This window comes from Aminobacterium sp. EBM-42 (assembly GCF_001896635.1).
Classification (GTDB): domain Bacteria; phylum Synergistota; class Synergistia; order Synergistales; family Aminobacteriaceae; genus Aminobacterium; species Aminobacterium colombiense.
In genome coordinates this window covers 1-16,690 of record NZ_MPPC01000020.1, presented here as the reverse complement: position 1 = coordinate 16,690, position 16,690 = coordinate 1, and the positions used below count along the sequence as shown (strand labels likewise).

Sequence of the window (16,690 nt, the reverse complement as noted above, 5' to 3'; positions counted from 1 at the left end):
GCTCGATGCCGTGTTCCTGACGCTCCCGTTCACGGGTTATAACATCGGCTATGGCCCGATCCGTCTTCTCTAATTCTTCCCATGCTTTCTCAAACATATGGTTCCCTCCTACATATAATGAGATGATTTAAACTTTTTAAATAACATTATTACGGATCGAGCGACGCGCCATATCCCTCAAAACCCGTATGGGCCGTTCGATCTCAATACACTCATCAACTACGCGGGCGACCTAAGTCAGAACTTCTTTTGCTATGCCTTCATATCCTTGAAAAGCGAGGAACAAGTCATTTATTTCAATATATTCATCTATGCTGTGAACAAGCCTGCGTCCAGAGGGGCCAAAAACGATAGTAGGAATACCTAGTTCTCCTGCGTAATAACAACCGTTCGTACCAAACCCCGGTGAATCCGATACGCCTCCCTCCATACCCAAAGTTTCAACGGCTCTCAATGCCCTTTTAAGGTAGTCAGACTCTTCGGGCAAGGCCCATGCCCGGGCAAAATGAGTTCCTCTGATAGATGCGCCAGTATAGGTCCGATCTTCTGTTTCTGAGATAAATATTTTCACTTTGATACCGCGCAAAGAATCCTTCGCCCTTTCGATCAGCCCCTTGAACTTTCTTACAACTGATTCAGGAGTATCGTCAGGAAAAACCCGCAAATCAAAGATTGCCCTGCAAATTTCCGGGACAAGCCCTGTTCCCAGGTCTGGGTATGTTCGAAGAGTTGTGAGAACTAAAATGTTTTCGCCAAAGAATGGTTTAAAAGAAGGAGAGTAGGATTGGTGAATAGAAGAAAGAATTGATATCATCGCATCTGCCGCGTTCGAACCAAATTCGGGATTGGAAGAGTGAGTCATTCTACCCTGTGTTTCAATGACTATTTCAGCTCGACCGCGCTGCCCTCTTTTTATTTTCAACTCTGTAGCTTCTCCCAAAACAACAAAATCAGGAGGAAATGCGGACGCTACCGTGCGGGAGGCAACTCCCTCGAATCGTTCCTGAAACACCGTGCCAGCCACAACAAGTTCGCCTTTCAGCTTGTTGTAAAAGTTGTTTTTCAACTCTGCTCCCGCAAGGATCATAGCGGCAAGGCATCCTTTTTGATCCGATGCCCCACGGCCGTAGATGCAGCCATCTTTTATAAATGCCCCGTAAGGATAGTAACTCCAATCCGTAAGGGTGCCCGGATCAATATGATCCATTTGAGACTCTAATAGAAGCCTCTTGCCTGGTGTGGCGAAAAACTGCCTTCCAATGACATTTCCGTAAAGATCTATTGACACCTCATCGTACCCAATAGAACGCATGGTATCAGCGATAAAGGTTGCCACTTCCCGCTCTTTCCCCGAGGGACTTGGTCTTCTTATAAGTTCTTGACATATTCGAACAAGGTCCGATTGCCTTTTTCCGTTAAGAACCATATTGACCCCTCCCTATTTATAAACTAGGATACATCTGTTACTATTTATTTCAATAAACAATAACTAATAACAACCATAATATTTACATTATGTCAAAGAAGGGATGCTTATGAATCTTAATCAGTTGCGGGTTTTTTGCGCTATTGTGGAGGAAGGTTCTTTTCGACAGGCAGGAGAAAAACTTTTCCTTTCCCAACCTTCAGTAAGCCAATATATAGCTGCTCTTGAGAAAAATTACGATGTGAAACTTTTTCTGCGTCGCGGCCGTTCCATTTCTCTCACCCCTGAAGGGCGGACGCTCTACATTCTAGCCCAGGACCTTTTTAAGCTTGTTGACGCTGTTCCGGAAAAGTTTCGGGAAATGCAGCTTCTTAAATACGGAGAGCTGTGCATAGGCACCACCCCTACGTGCGGAAAGACGTTTCTGCCCTTGATTATGTCAGAATATCGCCACAAATTCCCTCACATAAAGGTACAGATCAAAACAGCCAATGAAGAGACACTGCTCACAATGATTGAAAAGGACGAAATAGAGTTGGCTTTCTTTGGCCACAACCCGCTTCTCAGTCCATCGTCAACTCTTACCATGCAGTCTCTCGGCAGAAGTTCTTTTGCCCTTATAGCGCCACCTGATCATCCCTGGGCACAATGGAAAATTATTTCCCCCGCCCAGCTCCTCGAAGAAAATTTTATCTCTTATAGCAAGGATACTGCTCATTATTGTTTTGTAAATGACTTTTTTCTCAATAACAAACTAAAAACCCCTCGCTTAACTCAGGTAGATAACGAGGAATTGCTGCTCCAGCTCGTTACTCAGGGCTTTGGCATAGGGATAGCCATGGAAATAGCCGTACGAAAAGAAGTGAAACAAAAAGAAGTCATCATACTTCCTCTTCAGAATCTTGCTGGGATAAGCCGTGAAATATTTCTTGCCCACTCTACCATTAAGGGACTTACCTACGCCGGGTGGGAGATGGGGAAGATCGCCGAACAGATTACTTTTAGCTTTTTAAACCAGGGCTAAACAATAGCTTTGTATAAAAGGCTAAAAAAACATCTAGGTTGTTCTTTATTTTTGGTTATTAGCCCCATGAATATAAACAATCCTTTATGTACACTATAGATGCTTAAAGATAAAAATCACCACCTCCAGAAGTTACAGAGATTCCCCAGAAATAAGAGAGTTCCCGAAGTGCCCTCGGGAACTCTCTTTTATAATTTCTCCTCTTCAAAAATTTTATAGCAGGTCCTTCAGTTCACCTAACTTTTCTTTAAAGAGATTGAGCGTGTCCTGCAGTGGTTGCGGTGTCGCCATGTCTACGCCAGCGTTTTTAAGAATGTCAATGGAATAGGCGGCCCCCCCCTGCTTAAGGAAATCAAGATAAGATTTTCTCGCCGCTATTCCATCCCCTACGATTCGTTGAGAAAGGGATGTTGCTGCCGCATAGCCTGTTACATACTTATACACATAGAAAGCAGTGTAGAAATGGGGAATACGAGCCCATTCTATGTCAATATGGGCATCTACAGAAATCTCCGGGCCATAGTACGTCACGTTCAGACCATGCCATAATGCTGAAAGCCGTTCTGCTGTCAAAGGTTCCCCTGCCTCCGCCATATTGTGAACCTGCCGTTCAAAATCCGCAAACATGGCCTGTCGATATACTGTTGTTCGAATCTGTTCAAGAGAATAATTCAGCAAATATAGCCGGCTCTGGCGATCAAGAGAACTCTCAAGAAGATGATCTAGCAATAATGCTTCGTTTGTTGTAGAAGCAACTTCCGCGAGAAAAATTGTATAGTCAGCATAAATAAAAGGCTGGTGGCCGTGAGAATACCAAGTGTGAATAGCATGCCCCATCTCGTGGGCGATTGTAAACACATCTTGAATGGTCCCATTGTAGTTCAGCAAAACATAAGGGTGGGTTCCGTAACTGCCCCATGAATAAGCCCCTTTTCGTTTCCCCTGATTTTCGTACACATCAATCCATCCCGCTTCGAAACCATGCTTCAAAACAGAAATATATTCTTCCCCTAGAGGCTCAAGGCCTTTTACAACCATGGCAAGAGCCTCTTCATAGGTGATGTTCTTTTTAATCTCATTGGCGAGGGGGACGTAGAGATCATACATGCAAAGTTCAGGAACATTTAAAATTTCTTTTCTTAAAGCTACATATTCATGAAGAGGCTTCAGGTTGAAACGCACAGTATCCACCACAGAATCATACACAGAGAGGGGAATATGATCGGAATCAAGGGCTGCTTCCAGACAACTCCCATACTTTCTTGACATGGCATAAAATAGATCGCCCTTCACACTAGAACTATACATGGCTGCCAGGGAGTTTCTATATTTACTATAGGTGCCAAAGAGCCCTTCATAGGCTTCTCTGCGAACCTGTCGGTCTTGCGACCGAATAAGCCGTGTATATCTTTCTTCGCTCAGTTCGATCGTATTCCCATCTTCATCGAAGACCTCTGGAAAGACCATATCGGCGTTGGTAAAAAGGGAAAAGATGTTCTCCGGCCCCCTTGCCACCTCGCCAGAACGAGCCAGCAATTCCTCCTCTGACGGAGTAAGGGTATGGGGAGCCATCCTCAAAATATTTTCAAAAAAGAAAGCGTACTGCTTCAAATCTTCAGATTGCCCCAGAAAACCGTCTATGACTCCCTTTCCCCCAGAAAGAATTTCCGGGGTATAAAAGGAAATAGCAGCCGTGAGTTTTGTAAGCAAATAACCAACACGGTCTGCAAGAGCCTGGTAGAATTCTTTTGAAGTGTCTTCATGACTTTTCATCACTGCGTAAGCATAAAGCTTCCCCATTATAATCTCCGCATTTTCCATCAATCGGATTCCATCCAGAAGAGTGGCTGCTGATTCAAGAAGACACCCCTGGTAGGCCTGAAAACGGGGCAATAGTTTTTCCAGGCCATCGAAATCCTTTTCCCACTCATCTATTGAAGGATAAATATCTTCTAATCTCCATATATATGCGCTATCAATTTCTTCTCTTTTTGGCAGAGCGGTAGGAACATCCGGATTTTTTTCTTGCTGATGCCGCATCTTTTTTATCCTCCTATTTAAAAACATCTCCATTAATCAACAAGCACACGAGGGCACTTCACGGAAACGGATACGAAAATATTGCTACTTCATGAAAAATCTACCCATATGGAACGCTTCTCCCAAGTCCGCTCCCAGAGCATAATAACGCCGATATTTTGGGGTGAAGATGATCGGACGGACCTTCTCCGGATCAGGGTAATTATCACAAGTGAGACATTCTTCGTCTGCCAACGTATTTACAACCTTTCCCACTAACATGACATGGGTTCCCAACTCTATCGTTTGCAAAAGTTTGCACTCTATAGAAACAGGGAACTCCTCAATATAGGGAGCGTCAACTTTTTCTCCCCTCATGGGAGTCAAATTCGTTATAGAAAGTTTATCGTGCTCCCGTCCGGAAACCATGCCAAAATAATCAGACTCTTTTACATATTTTTCTGAAGGGATATTCACAGTGAAAGCTTTCCGATCTACAATATTATTGTAGCTATAGCGGATCTTTTGCAAGGAAATAGTAATGCAGGGAGGGACAGAACAACAAATGCCCCCCCACGCCGCGGCCATAACATTTGGCTTGCCTTTTTCATCATAATTTCCGATAATAAGAACAGGAGCTGGATAAACTGGCATATGGATACCTATGGACTTCTTCATTATTACAACCTCCTTAACCTCATCTCGCCTTTCATTATAATAGAGTAAGAGTATATAGAGACCACAAAAAATAAATTTATTCATTAAACTTAGAAAAAACGACTTCATAGCAATTTATCGCCAATAATTCTGTGTATTTACGTTCATATGTACTTAAATCTACTTGCCTAACCAATGCTGACATATATAATAAATACCGAAAGGTCAATTATGGTCAGTAATTAGGAGGTGGAACATTTGAGACGATTTTTAGCGCGTAGACCAATAGAAAGGATGTTTCCAGTAACTCCTTTCGCCACTCCCATGGAAACGATGATGAAGAACATGATGAGGGGTTTTGACGAAATGATGTCGTCCTTTCCATGGAGCGAAGAGCCCTACGAAGCAGCAATGAGCCCTAGGGGGGACATGTACAGAAAAGATGGGAAAATTATCGCGGAACTAGAGCTTCCTGGTATTGATCCTTCTCAGATGGATTTGAAAATATATCCGGACAGGCTTGTTATTACCGCAGAGAAAAAAGACGAACGTCAAATTGAAGAGGAAAATTACTACAGAACAGAACGATATTACGGAAATATTTCGCGGATTTTACAATTCCCTGAAGAGGTTGATCCTGGAACTGCAAAAGCTTCATACAAAAAAGGGATTCTGACAATTGAAGTAACCGAAAAGAAACAACCCGAAGAATGCAAGGTGCTCGAGATAAAGAACGAAGACTTGGAATAAGGGGAGGCGGGCAGGCCATATGGCCTGCCCGCCATTTCTATCTTTGGAGGGGAGTGAAACAATGCAGTATACGGAACCTGTGGAACACCTTGATGATTTGACCCGCAGATGTGCTATGGCATTAAAAAGCATGCAAGAAGAACTGGAAGCTATTAACTGGTATAACCAGCGAGTTGCCGCCACTGAGGACAAAGATCTGAAGGCTCTTCTTGGGCATAACAGAGATGAGGAGATAGAACATGCGGTGATGCTCATAGAATGGCTGCGACGTAACATGCCGGGCTGGGACAAAGAACTCCGCCAGTATCTTTTTACTGAAAGTTCACTGCTCGCAATGGAGGAAGCTGCCACCGAAGATTCCACAGAAAAAAGTGAAATACTTTCGGGAAGCCTCAATATAGGCAGTCTTAAAGAATAGATAAATATACCTTAAAGATTTAATAAGGAGGATTCCTATATGGACATACTCAGAAGATCAACAGTAATGGTAAGTTCTGAAGCGTGGCATGAAATGGATGAACAAGCCAAGCGTGTTCTTGAATCTCACCTTTCAGCCCGAAAGTTTATAGATGTTATCGGCCCTAAGGGTTGGGATTATGCCGCTCACCCCTGCGGCAGGCTCGACATCCCCCATGAAACTTCTGAAGGAAATGTGGCCTACGGAATTCACCAAGTTCTTCCACTTGTAGAATCCCGGGTAACTTTCGACCTTGATCTGTGGGAGCTTGATAACATTACACGGGGCCTGAAAAACCCGGACCTTTCTCCATTGGATGAAGCAGCCCGCCGTATAGCCGCCTTCGAAGAGAAAGCTGTGTACGAAGGCCTCCCATCGGCCGGGATAGAAGGATTATGGGAAACAGCAAAGGATAGAACATTGAAAATAAGAGATACGTCCTCTGCCCGAGGAGTAATGGAGGTTATCAGCTCTGGCATTTATCGTTTCCAGCAAGACGCCATAGAGGGCCCTTATGCCCTTGTTGCCTCCCCAACTCTCTGGAAATCTCTTTATTCTCTCTCTGAATGCTATCCTCTTTTCAAAAATGTCAAGGAGGTTCTTGAGGGTCCCGTTATTCTTTCTACCCATGAAAAAGAATCTTTTCTCGTCTCCATGCGGGGCGGTGATATGGAACTTGTAGTAGGACAGGATCTTTCCCTTGGTTTCATTGGCAATGACTCTCGAAAAGGAACTTTTTTCCTAACAGAGTCCTTTACGTTCAGAGTCATTAACTCAGAAGCCATAATCCCCCTTGCCCTTTCTTAAAAATCTCTTTTGAAAAGGAGCGCGCAGTCGAGTTATATGGAATGAAGGGAGGAGTATATATGGAAATACTGACCAGAGAAGTGTTAAAGGAACTTTTAGAAAAAGGTCAGGGACCTTGCCTCTCTCTGTATATGACAAACCCGTCATCAGGAGACCCCCGACAAGCACAAATACGTTTTAAGTCTTTGCTTCAGGATGGTGAAAAAGCGTTGAAAGACCTTGGAATGAAAGAGCAGGAAGCTGAGGCCTTTCTTGAGCAGGCAAAAAAACTTTTAGTGAACTCTGTTTTTTGGCAGAATCTCGAAAATGGGCTGGCTCTCTTTCTTTCCTCAAATATCTTTAAAATATATAATGAGCCTTTTTCATTTTCAGACCTCGTGGTGGTTGCAGAGAGATTTCACTTGAAACCCCTTTTCCCCCTTTTAAGCGGAGAGGGGAAATTCTTTATCCTCGGCATTAGCCAGAAAGGAGTTCGGCTTCTAGAGGGCACCCGCACAAGCACGAGAGAAATAGATGTGGACAATCTCCCTAAAAATGTATCGGACGCCCTCGGTTTCGACACTCCGCAACGACAACTTCAATACCATGTTGCCGGATCTGGAACCAGCGGCATGAAGGGCACCGTCGTCAGAGGCCAGGTTATGGGAGCGGAAGTAGAAAAAAAATATATTCTCAAATATTTTCAAACAATTGATAAGGGGATTACAGATCTTCTCGAAGGAGAACAGTCTCCTCTCATTTTAGCTGGTGTTGATTATCTCCATTCCATATACAGAGAAGCCAACACTTACCCCCACTTGCTCAACGAAGGCATCTACGGAAACCCCGATGCATACAGCCCTAAAGAACTTGGAGAAAAAGGATGGGAAATTGTTTTTCCCCATTTGAAAAAAGAAGAACAAATCTGGGCAGAACGTTACATCGACATGAGGGGAACGGGCAAAACTTCTTGCGATATCGAAGAAACAGTGACGGCTGCGTTCACTGGAAAAGTTGATACTGTTTTTGTAGCTGTTGGAGAACAAGTCTGGGGCCTTTTTGACGAAAAAACATTCAAGGCCACAGTGCATCCGGAAAAACAACCAGGGGACATAGACCTTCTTGATTTTATAGCCTCCCACACTCTCTTGCGAGGGGGACGAGTCTATGTCCTCACACCAGACCATATGCCTGATGTGACAAATGTCGCATCCCTTTTCAGGTTCTAAAAACAAAGCGGGGCCTGTTCTGGCCCCGCTTTATTCTATGTCATTTTCATATAATTCCCCTATTGTATTTGTACCAAAAAGGAATATAATCCGCTCAAGAACCCACGATTAAATAGCGGCACATCCGCTTAATGGGAGGGAAAAATGAGCCAATAGGCTTACAGAAATTCAGAAAAACTTTTAAGGAAATAGGCCCTTCCTTTGCGGGAAGAAAATCACCATCAAATAGTATCGGGGGTTGAGAACATGGAACGTCGCCATGAGGAGGAACGAGAAAATCCTTTACCGCTGAAGAAGCGGAAAAAAGAAGTTCAAGTTATAGGCATTACCTATAATTTGCGAAAAGATGCTCAGGCCGATGAGCCTGACGATATATATGAAGAATACGATTGCCTGGAAACAGTAGAAGCATTGTCCAACGAAATCGCTTCTCTTGGTTTTCAGGTTTTCTTGTTTGAACAGAATGAGCTCCTTCTACAGAAACTCGACTCTATTGCTCCTGATTTTGTGCTGAATATAGCGGAAGGTCTTGGAAACTACAGGGGGAGAGAATCCCAGGTCCCCTGTATTCTTGAAAGCCTCAACATCCCTTTTAGCGGCTCAGACTCTGCGTCCCTTGCCATAGCTCTGGACAAGGTTCTTACGTCCCATGTCCTTCGGGCTTCAAATATTCCTGCACCCAAAAACTATGTCGCCAAACTGCCACAAGATACGACAGAAAAGAAAGTTATTTTTAACACCTGTCAAAAATATATCATTAAGCCTCGCTGGGAAGGGTCATCAAAGGGAATTTTTCTTGATTCCATTGCGGATACACCAGAGAAAGTAAAGACGTGTATCAAGCGGATATGGGAACGTTACAACCAACCAGCAATTGTAGAGGAATTTTTGCCTGGGATAGAAATAACAGCAGGTGTCGCTGGCAACACTCAGCCCAAATGCATTGGCATGATGTCTATTACACCAGTAACTGAAAATAGCTCTTTTTTGTACTCCCTTGAAGAGAAAAGAAACTATCTGGAACGGATTCGATACTCTGGGCCTGATTCAATGAGCCCTCAACTCAGAAAAAAGATCGGGGATCTTGCTGTCCGCGCTTTCAAGGCCCTCGAACTTCGTGATATAGCACGGATCGATTTCCGTCTCGATGACAAGGGGCAACCCCGGGTTATAGACATCAACCCCCTGCCTGGGCTGTCTCCCGCATATAGCGATCTTCCGATCCTTTATCGGCTCAGCGGAGGGGAATATTCGGAACTCATTCAAACCATCCTTCGCGAGGCCTTCTCAAGATATGGTTTGTGTGCTCCTTGCCTCAACAAACCAGAACTGGTAAGGGAGAAGGCTTGATCATGACTAGTAAGGAACAGCCTACAGAACCTCCAGGTAGCGGTCAACGTCCGGTACTTATTGCCGCAGCCAAAGAATATACCCACCGTCAGGATCTTCTCGACTGCCTTATTTGTCGTGAAGATGTGGGGTGTGTTTTGTCTTCTCAGGGCTACTCTATCTACAATCTTGATATCTTTCCAGCTGACCTTGCTGATCCGAAGCACCTCGTTCAACGCATAAATGAGTACCAACCCCTATGCGTTTTTAACCTCTTTGAGGGTTTTGGTTCAGAGCCGTGGCTTGAAGCTTCTTTTTGTGAAATTCTAGAAAAGAATAACCTCACTTTTACTGGAAATCCTTCTGGAGCTCTGCGGCTTTGCATCGATAAACACACGCTTCATCAACAGTTAAAAACCGCGGGCATTCCTGTGCCCTTAAGCTACTTCTTAAAAGGAAAAGAAACATTGGGAACGTTGGAAAACATCTCTTTTCCCCTTTTTATCAAACCTTGCCGTGAGGATGGCAGTGTAGGCATCGACAAAAAGTCTCTAGTTTTTAACGAAGAGGAATTACAGGAAAGTGTCACAGAAAAACTTGCCAAATTCCCCGACGGCATACTCATCCAGGAGTTTCTTTCTGGACCGGAGTACTGTGTAAGTTTTGTTGACAACGGTCCTTTTAGTCCTGTAGGCCTCTGGACTCTTGATTACAGTCGTTACCCAGAATGTCCAGCGTACCTTTCCTACGATGCAAAGTGGAATGAAAACAGTCCTGAGTGGAATCTCTGGCCAGAAGAAATAGATCTTGACTATTCTCTTAAAGAAACCATTCTCCACATGGCATCCAGGGCAGCTCTGGTGGCAGGCTGCAAAGGTTATTTTCGGGTGGATCTGCGTGAAAATCAGGGACATCTATTCGTGATGGATATTAATCCCAATCCCGCTCTTACCAGAGATAGCGGCATGGCAAGACAGTATATGCAAAAAGGGAAAACTTATGAACAACTTGTAATGAAAATACTTCAACTTGCAATCCTGAATTACAAAAAGAGGGACGATCATGAGAACAACTGATTATACCATCGGTGAACACCTGTCCATAGCAAGGGATACTAAGGCTTTCTCTTCAGAGGAATGTTCCGTTCTCGAAGAAGTGCTTTTTGAGTGGCAAGAAAATCCATCAAAGGACTACTTCCTTTTAGAAGAGCGGCGTAATGGAACCCTCTCCGGATTCATTATTTATGGCCCTACTCCTATGACAGAATTTGCATGGGATCTCTACTGGATCATCGTAAACCCCCGTTCCCAAAGGCAGGGAATCGGCCTGAAGCTTCAGAAAAAAATGGAAGAAGAGATGCTTCAGAACAATAAACAAGCAGTTATACGGGTAGAAACTTCAGGTAAAAGCGGCTACGCCGGTCAGCGCCATTTCTATGAGGTGGCCGGTTATTCAGAAAACGGACGGATCCAAGATTTTTATGGGGAAGGTGATGACCTTGTCATCTACACAAAAAAGATTAAAGCCGCGCGATAGGATGGAAAGAAAACCCTTCCCCCTGCCTAAAGTACGGGACCTCCGAGAAGAGGCCGGGGAAGAACTGTGGAACAACTGGCACTGGCAGATGGCTAACCGTATTACAGAAGCGAAACACCTTGAACAGGTAGTGGATCTCACAAAAAGCGAACTAGCCATGATCAAGCGCAGTCTCAATGTGCTTAGAATGGCTATTACTCCGTACTTCGCTTCTCTCATAAACAGGAACGACCCTTCTTGTCCTATACGGAAGCAGTGCATCCCCACACTGCAAGAAACGCTGATCGTTCAATCCGACCAGCTGGATCCTCTTCATGAAGAAGTGGACTCTCCCGTTCCCGGACTGACCCACCGGTATCCTGACCGCTGCCTGTTACTGGTCACAGACCAATGCTCCATGTACTGCCGACATTGCACTCGCCGGCGGTTCGCCGGGCAAACTGACCTTCCACGAAGTGAAAAAGAAATAGAGGCCTGTATCGACTATATTCGAAAAACTCCTGTCATTCGGGACGTGCTTATTTCAGGCGGAGACCCTTTAACTCTATCAGACGACCGCATTGAAGGGATTTTGAGGGAAATACGGGCCATCCCTCATGTGGAAATCATTCGAATAGGAACCCGTGTGCCAGTTGTCATGCCCATGAGGATTACTGACAATCTCTGCTCTATGCTGAAAAAGTACCATCCCCTCTGGATGAACCTACAATTCAACCATCCACGGGAAATCACTCCAGAGTCAGCAGATGCGTGCCAAAAGTTGGCCAATGCAGGCATTCCTCTTGGGAATCAGTCTGTCCTCTTAAAAGGGATCAACGACTGTCCCTACATCTTTAGGGAACTAAACCAGCAGCTTCTGAAAATTCGCGTTCGCCCATACTATATCTACCAATGCGACCTAAGCCAGGGCATAGAACATTTTCGCACTTCTATAGGCAAAGGTGTAGAAATAATGGAATTTTTGAGAGGGCATACATCAGGACTTGCTGTCCCTACCTTTGTAGTAGATGCACCTGGTGGTGGCGGAAAGATTCCGGTGATGCCAAACTATGTAGTTTCCCGTTCCGATCGAAAAACCGTCTTACGGAATTTTGAGGGAGTCCTTACCGTCTACACTGAACCTGATGACAACCAGAGCCGATGCAACAGGCAATGCCTTTCTTTATGCAACCGGCAAAAGGAATTCTCATCGGGAGGGGTCGCTGCCCTTTTTGAACGGGAAGGAGCCTCCATGGAACCTGAAAACCTCCCTCGCAAAAAACGACGAGGAGAATGGCCCTCTCAGAAAGAAGAAGGGATTTAACCATGTTCAGAATCCGCCGAATCTATGACAACACTCTGCATATCAATAAAGAAGCAGTTGTCCAGGTTCAGGCAATTTTAAAACAGCAATTTCCCGGACTTACCCGAGATGAGATTGAGGCGCTGCCTTTTCCCATTCGAGATCAGCAATTACCTGGCCTCGGCAACGCCCGTTCATTTTTAGTATAAGGTGTTCACGTACCACTACTCAAAATGAATAGAAAAATCCTCAAATTCCTTTAAAAGGGGCTGCCAGATACTTTCAACATTTTCAACACAAGAAAGAAAAGGCCCTTTTTCGCACCACTCCAACAACGAATTCACATCAGTAAGTTCCCCTTGAAAAAGAGCCTCCACACTGCCATCAATGTTGTTTTTTACCCATCCTGTTACATGCAGCCGTCGTGCTGCCCTTCGAACCGAAGTCCGAAATCCTATACCCTGGACATGACCGGTAATGAGGACACGAACCTGTTTTTTCATGACCTTTTTTACTGCGCTCCTCGAAAGGTTTTCAAAAAGACAACGGGTAACGCCAACAATGGAAGCAGAGCTATGAACAACATTGTGGTGGGTATGCCAAAAACGTCAGCAACCTTTCCTAAGGGCCCTGTAAGCAGATTGGCCACACCCCATGAAAGCCCCATCACTATAGAGCTTGCAACACCTCGTGAGTTAGGCACCTGCTCCTGCGCCACAGCTGCGGTTATGGGCATGCTTGAGTTAATGAGGGATGTGCCCAATATATACAAAACAAGAGACATATTGCCCTTCACATAGGTTGCCGGAATCATGATTGCCGGCCCTGCAATGAGAATAAGGGTGAGCACCCGCACTTTTCCCCACCGATCTGAAAGCTTGCCGCTTATCAGCATGGCAATGGTACTGCCCAACATAACTATAAAGAGGACTGTCCCTACCATCCCGATATCGCCGCCCTCTGCGACAATACGAATAGGCAAAAAGAAACGTATTCCCTGACTCGTAGCATCTCGTGCCATAGAAACGATCCAGACTGGGTAGATTACCGCAAAAACGGAAAAAATGGAGTGGAAGAGCCCCCCTTGATCTTTAGGGAATTCCGTCACCTCATCACTCAACACCGGCATGTACCTATAAATGGCAAATGCCAGTATTAAAACTGGGATTATAGCTATATATGGAATTTTCTCTATACCCACTATTTTCGTTAAAGCAACGGCAAAAAGAGGGCTGACCGTCACTCCAATGTTTCCAGCCACGGCAAAAACTGCCAAAGAAACAGTCAGCTTGTCCCTGGGAACAACGTGTCCTACTCCTCCATGCCCCTGAGGATGAAAAGTAGCGCTGCCAATTCCCCAAAGCCCTACAAAAAAGAGGGCCATGCCATAGGTTGGGGAACCAGGGAGAAAGGTTGCACCGAGACACGTCAGTATAGGACCCCACATTATAAGATAGGAACGGGCCGTACGATCAGAAACATACCCTAGCAATGGCTGAAGAAAAATATGCATAACTCCTACCACTGAGTTGAGCGCCCCTGCCTGGGCCATGGTAATCCCAAGCCTAGAAATAATTGTAGGAACAAATGTCGGCAAAAAAGCGGCATAAAGGTCGTTAAAAAAATGCCCTATAGAAAGAAGAGAAAGCTTAAAGTTTGGACGATCTGCAACAGTTACACTTCGTTCACTCATTATTAAATGCCCCCTGAATAGTATAAGAACCTTGAATATCGTAACACGTTATAACTGGAAAAAAAACCCACGGGGCGTATTATTTTTGCCAAAAAAAGGCAAGCCAGATGCAAGGAGGCTTACTTGTTGTGCTATGAACCCTATGTTTTTCATGAGGCGGAACAAAAACCCAATCTCCTGGCTTTAAAATGTTCCGGGAACCGTTTTGCCACTCAATAACCCCCTCCCCCTGTAGGACACAGACCCATTCATTTTCCGCCTGATCGTACCAAAAATTGTTGGGCGAACACTGGCCTGTTGAAATAATGCGCTCTATTCGAACCGCTCCCTGAGAAATAAGAGTTTCTGTTATCTCTTTATCAAGAAATCTCGCTGCACGATTATAAAGATTTCCGTTTTCTATCATCCTGTTCACCTCCGCCAACCTATAATACATGAAAGGCGAAACCATTCCAGGTTTCGCCTTTCAACATTACGTTATTAAAAATTTGTTATGCTCTAAACATCAAAAAATGATGTTATTTCTTTTTGTTGTTATTGTACTTTGAAATAAGATCCCAGTTAAGCTGCCACCAGGCTTTTTCAGCTTTTTCCATGCAATCGCTTGTAAATTTCGTCAAATACTCCTGAGCCTTCGCCGGATCTTTTTTCGCAAGCTCTAGTGCCTTTTTATCTGCTTCAAGAACCTGCTTGGCAAAACCCTGCTCAAGAGGATCTCGAACAGCTTTCAGATCTTCCATAGCTTCCTGGTAACGATGATTTACAAGATCGTCAGCCAAGATAAATGCCCACTGGGCTGAATCAAGGCTAAAGGTATTGCGGTCAAAGGTTCTCCAGCTTTTCTTTGTTTCAAGAACACCGGAATAGATAGGAACATAGCATGTTGTGTGAGGATTGTCATAGCCAAACCAAAGGACTGTTCTTACTGGTGCGGGATAGCCTGAACGAACCTGAGAAACGAAGCTATACGCACAGTCCCATTTTGATATGGGTCTGTTATAGGGGATTCCAAGAAGGTTGCGAACGTCTTTTGTTGCAAATGGTGTTGCGAGGGGGCTCTTTACCATATTGTCGCCTTCGCGAACGTTCCATGCATTTTCAGCTTCCATATCAAAGGGAGTTCCTGCCATATGCCCACGAAGCATTGTCATTACGTCCTGCACAGAAAGTTTCTTCTGGGGCTTAACTGCAAAGGGGTAACTCATAGTTTCTGCATAGGGATCCCATTCGCGGGAGGGGTCGAGCTGGCTGTAAAGAGTGTAAAGTCTATTGCGGATCCACATGGAGGAAAGGGACCAGTCTTCGTTTCCGGTAAGGGGAGAGTAAGCCTCCTGCCAGATAAAGGGCTTTCCGCTATTGGGATCGTACCAACCGTTGTCGATGGCCAACTGCATGTAATCCTTTGAAGCCATAAAATTCTTTTTGTCGTTAACATCGATCTCTCTGATACGGCTCATGTTAGGGATTACAACTACGCCATCATCGGGAACTCTCTGAGCTACCCATACAGCACCGGGCTTGCCACTTTCGGGAGTCCACATAAAGCCAGCGCTGCGAATCTCAAAAAGCCAGGCTTCCTCAGCGTCGGTGATGGTGAGACTTTCTCCCTCTGTTCCGCATGAAGGAAGAAACCCGTGCTTCTCTGCAAGTTCTCCAATAACAGTGATTGCTTCACGGGCTGTTTTTGCTCTCTGAAGGGCAAAGACTTCAAGCTGTTCAATGGTCAAAAGTGCTTTTGCATCTGGTCGGAAAGTTTTCAATTCATCTTTCTGGCCAATGGTGCTTTCTCCAATAGCTACACCATGCTCATTCATGAAGGGGTAGCCTACGTGGAAATAGGTATATGTCTTTTCAACCTGAGGAATCTCGCCAATTTTTACAGGCTCAAAATCTTCATCCATACCGATATTCCAGAAGACATCTACCTTGCTTCCTGCTGGGAAAGTCTTACCAGGAATAGTGCGGACTCTTGCATCGTAAAAAGCCCCGTCTGCTGTATGGGATGTAATTACAGAACCATCTGCGGAAGCATCTTTACCTACTACTATATCCGTGCAACCCCAAGCAGACATCGCCATTAAGGCTATAAGTAAGAACGAAAAAACTACCAACATTCCATGGCGCAACTTCTTCATCTTAACCATCCTCTCTTTTATTAGTTTCATACACGCTTTTTGTTACTATCTTGCTGAATCTGTTTCGTAAAAATAAATACAAGCTTAAGGATTCTTTCTCCTCCCGTACCTCTTTTATTTCATCCCCCCTATTTGTTAGTCGTAAAACACTTTATGCTCTGGAGCCTCTTCCGGATTGTACAAATATGCTCCCAATGTGTTCTCTATAACCTCCGTATAGCCCGGCACCCCTGAAATGACGATAGGACGGTCGGGTGACTCCAAAGAGTAGAATTCAAGCATCTTCTGGAAGGTCGAGGAATGACGCCCCACCCGCACATCGATGGGCCAGCCCCGCTCGTCGATGGGAGCATAGAGCAACTTGTGC

General features: G+C 44.8%; 17 protein-coding genes and 1 pseudogene. 10 read left to right on the top strand and 8 right to left on the bottom strand.

The annotated features are described in order from the left end of the window. Nucleotides 1-232 precede the first annotated feature (232 nt). Nucleotides 233-1,426 carry a YgeY family selenium metabolism-linked hydrolase gene (locus BUC50_RS05810; protein WP_013047609.1) on the bottom strand — a complete coding sequence of 398 codons (1,194 nt, stop codon included), beginning with the start codon at nucleotides 1,424-1,426 and terminating at the stop codon, nucleotides 233-235. Nucleotides 1,427-1,535: 109 nt separating this feature from the next. Here BUC50_RS05810 and BUC50_RS05805 point away from each other — a divergent pair, with 109 nt between their 5' ends. After that, a complete protein-coding gene (locus BUC50_RS05805) occupies nucleotides 1,536-2,450 on the top strand; it encodes a LysR family transcriptional regulator (protein ID WP_286677224.1) in 915 nt (304 codons plus the stop codon). A gap of 213 nt (nucleotides 2,451-2,663) precedes the next feature. Here the strand turns inward: BUC50_RS05805 and pepF are convergent, their stop codons facing one another. Both pepF and BUC50_RS05795 read right to left on the bottom strand, forming a co-directional pair. After that, nucleotides 2,664-4,490, bottom strand: a complete 1,827-nt coding sequence (gene pepF / locus BUC50_RS05800; RefSeq protein ID WP_013047607.1) for an oligoendopeptidase F — start codon at nucleotides 4,488-4,490, stop codon at nucleotides 2,664-2,666. A gap of 84 nt (nucleotides 4,491-4,574) precedes the next feature. Further along, the gene (locus BUC50_RS05795) at nucleotides 4,575-5,147 is read right to left on the bottom strand and encodes a flavin reductase family protein (RefSeq protein ID WP_013047606.1); all 573 of its coding nucleotides are present in this window, start codon (nucleotides 5,145-5,147) and stop codon (nucleotides 4,575-4,577) included. Nucleotides 5,148-5,384: 237 nt separating this feature from the next. Here BUC50_RS05795 and BUC50_RS05790 point away from each other — a divergent pair, with 237 nt between their 5' ends. The 9 genes from BUC50_RS05790 (at nucleotide 5,385) to BUC50_RS05750 (ending at nucleotide 12,704) form a co-directional block, all read left to right on the top strand. Then, entirely contained in the window at nucleotides 5,385-5,876 is a 492-nt protein-coding gene (locus BUC50_RS05790) for an Hsp20/alpha crystallin family protein (protein ID WP_013047605.1), read from the top strand. A gap of 61 nt (nucleotides 5,877-5,937) precedes the next feature. Then, nucleotides 5,938-6,294: an encapsulin-associated ferritin-like protein gene (locus BUC50_RS05785; RefSeq protein WP_041459427.1), complete on the top strand. Its 357-nt coding sequence runs from the start codon at nucleotides 5,938-5,940 to the stop codon at nucleotides 6,292-6,294. 39 nt (nucleotides 6,295-6,333) lie between these two features. After that, a complete protein-coding gene (locus BUC50_RS05780; RefSeq protein WP_013047603.1) occupies nucleotides 6,334-7,140 on the top strand; it encodes a family 1 encapsulin nanocompartment shell protein in 807 nt (268 codons plus the stop codon). A gap of 59 nt (nucleotides 7,141-7,199) precedes the next feature. Beyond that, entirely contained in the window at nucleotides 7,200-8,348 is a 1,149-nt protein-coding gene (locus BUC50_RS05775) for a baeRF7 domain-containing protein (protein ID WP_013047602.1), read from the top strand. A gap of 246 nt (nucleotides 8,349-8,594) precedes the next feature. Continuing rightward, nucleotides 8,595-9,698 carry a D-alanine--D-alanine ligase family protein gene (locus BUC50_RS05770; RefSeq protein WP_013047601.1) on the top strand — a complete coding sequence of 368 codons (1,104 nt, stop codon included), beginning with the start codon at nucleotides 8,595-8,597 and terminating at the stop codon, nucleotides 9,696-9,698. A 2-nt stretch (nucleotides 9,699-9,700) separates the two neighbouring features. After that, nucleotides 9,701-10,753 (top strand): D-alanine--D-alanine ligase family protein, encoded by a 1,053-nt coding sequence (locus BUC50_RS05765; RefSeq protein WP_013047600.1) that lies wholly within the window; start codon nucleotides 9,701-9,703, stop codon nucleotides 10,751-10,753. Beyond that, complete coding sequence (locus BUC50_RS05760) at nucleotides 10,740-11,213, top strand: GNAT family N-acetyltransferase (RefSeq protein WP_013047599.1); 474 nt, start codon at nucleotides 10,740-10,742, stop codon at nucleotides 11,211-11,213. The genes BUC50_RS05765 and BUC50_RS05760 overlap by 14 nt, the downstream gene beginning before the upstream one ends. A gap of 1 nt (nucleotide 11,214) precedes the next feature. Then, nucleotides 11,215-12,516: a lysine 2,3-aminomutase gene (gene kamA / locus BUC50_RS05755; RefSeq protein ID WP_013047598.1), complete on the top strand. Its 1,302-nt coding sequence runs from the start codon at nucleotides 11,215-11,217 to the stop codon at nucleotides 12,514-12,516. A 2-nt stretch (nucleotides 12,517-12,518) separates the two neighbouring features. Then, nucleotides 12,519-12,704 carry a hypothetical protein gene (locus BUC50_RS05750; RefSeq protein ID WP_013047597.1) on the top strand — a complete coding sequence of 62 codons (186 nt, stop codon included), beginning with the start codon at nucleotides 12,519-12,521 and terminating at the stop codon, nucleotides 12,702-12,704. Nucleotides 12,705-12,719: 15 nt separating this feature from the next. Here BUC50_RS05750 and BUC50_RS05745 read toward each other — a convergent pair whose 3' ends face one another. From BUC50_RS05745 to BUC50_RS05725, 5 genes and pseudogenes are all read right to left on the bottom strand, one after another. Then, entirely contained in the window at nucleotides 12,720-12,998 is a 279-nt protein-coding gene (locus BUC50_RS05745; RefSeq protein WP_013047596.1) for an acylphosphatase, read from the bottom strand. A gap of 8 nt (nucleotides 12,999-13,006) precedes the next feature. Continuing rightward, on the bottom strand, nucleotides 13,007-14,188 hold the full coding sequence (locus BUC50_RS05740; protein WP_013047595.1) for an MFS transporter: 1,182 nt from the start codon (nucleotides 14,186-14,188) through the stop codon (nucleotides 13,007-13,009). A 79-nt stretch (nucleotides 14,189-14,267) separates the two neighbouring features. Further along, nucleotides 14,268-14,594 (bottom strand): cupin domain-containing protein, encoded by a 327-nt coding sequence (locus BUC50_RS05735; RefSeq protein WP_013047594.1) that lies wholly within the window; start codon nucleotides 14,592-14,594, stop codon nucleotides 14,268-14,270. Between the two features lie 112 nt (nucleotides 14,595-14,706). Then, nucleotides 14,707-16,323, bottom strand: a complete 1,617-nt coding sequence (locus tag BUC50_RS05730) for a dipeptidase (RefSeq protein WP_013047593.1) — start codon at nucleotides 16,321-16,323, stop codon at nucleotides 14,707-14,709. A gap of 135 nt (nucleotides 16,324-16,458) precedes the next feature. Then, nucleotides 16,459-16,690, bottom strand: a pseudogene (locus tag BUC50_RS05725) (succinylglutamate desuccinylase); the annotation flags it as partial.

Coding starts and splice junctions, on each gene's coding strand:
- pepF (WP_013047607.1), bottom strand. CDS start 4,490: ATGCGGCATCAGCAAGAAAAAAATCCGGATGTTCCTACCGCTCTGCCA.
- BUC50_RS05760 (WP_013047599.1), top strand. CDS start 10,740: ATGAGAACAACTGATTATACCATCGGTGAACACCTGTCCATAGCAAGG.
- BUC50_RS05730 (WP_013047593.1), bottom strand. CDS start 16,323: ATGAAGAAGTTGCGCCATGGAATGTTGGTAGTTTTTTCGTTCTTACTT.
- BUC50_RS05740 (WP_013047595.1), bottom strand. CDS start 14,188: ATGAGTGAACGAAGTGTAACTGTTGCAGATCGTCCAAACTTTAAGCTT.
- BUC50_RS05780 (WP_013047603.1), top strand. CDS start 6,334: ATGGACATACTCAGAAGATCAACAGTAATGGTAAGTTCTGAAGCGTGG.
- BUC50_RS05785 (WP_041459427.1), top strand. CDS start 5,938: ATGCAGTATACGGAACCTGTGGAACACCTTGATGATTTGACCCGCAGA.
- BUC50_RS05735 (WP_013047594.1), bottom strand. CDS start 14,594: ATGATAGAAAACGGAAATCTTTATAATCGTGCAGCGAGATTTCTTGAT.
- kamA (WP_013047598.1), top strand. CDS start 11,215: ATGGAAAGAAAACCCTTCCCCCTGCCTAAAGTACGGGACCTCCGAGAA.
- BUC50_RS05810 (WP_013047609.1), bottom strand. CDS start 1,426: ATGGTTCTTAACGGAAAAAGGCAATCGGACCTTGTTCGAATATGTCAA.
- BUC50_RS05770 (WP_013047601.1), top strand. CDS start 8,595: ATGGAACGTCGCCATGAGGAGGAACGAGAAAATCCTTTACCGCTGAAG.
- BUC50_RS05775 (WP_013047602.1), top strand. CDS start 7,200: ATGGAAATACTGACCAGAGAAGTGTTAAAGGAACTTTTAGAAAAAGGT.
- BUC50_RS05750 (WP_013047597.1), top strand. CDS start 12,519: ATGTTCAGAATCCGCCGAATCTATGACAACACTCTGCATATCAATAAA.
- BUC50_RS05795 (WP_013047606.1), bottom strand. CDS start 5,147: ATGAAGAAGTCCATAGGTATCCATATGCCAGTTTATCCAGCTCCTGTT.
- BUC50_RS05745 (WP_013047596.1), bottom strand. CDS start 12,998: ATGAAAAAACAGGTTCGTGTCCTCATTACCGGTCATGTCCAGGGTATA.
- BUC50_RS05805 (WP_286677224.1), top strand. CDS start 1,536: ATGAATCTTAATCAGTTGCGGGTTTTTTGCGCTATTGTGGAGGAAGGT.
- BUC50_RS05765 (WP_013047600.1), top strand. CDS start 9,701: ATGACTAGTAAGGAACAGCCTACAGAACCTCCAGGTAGCGGTCAACGT.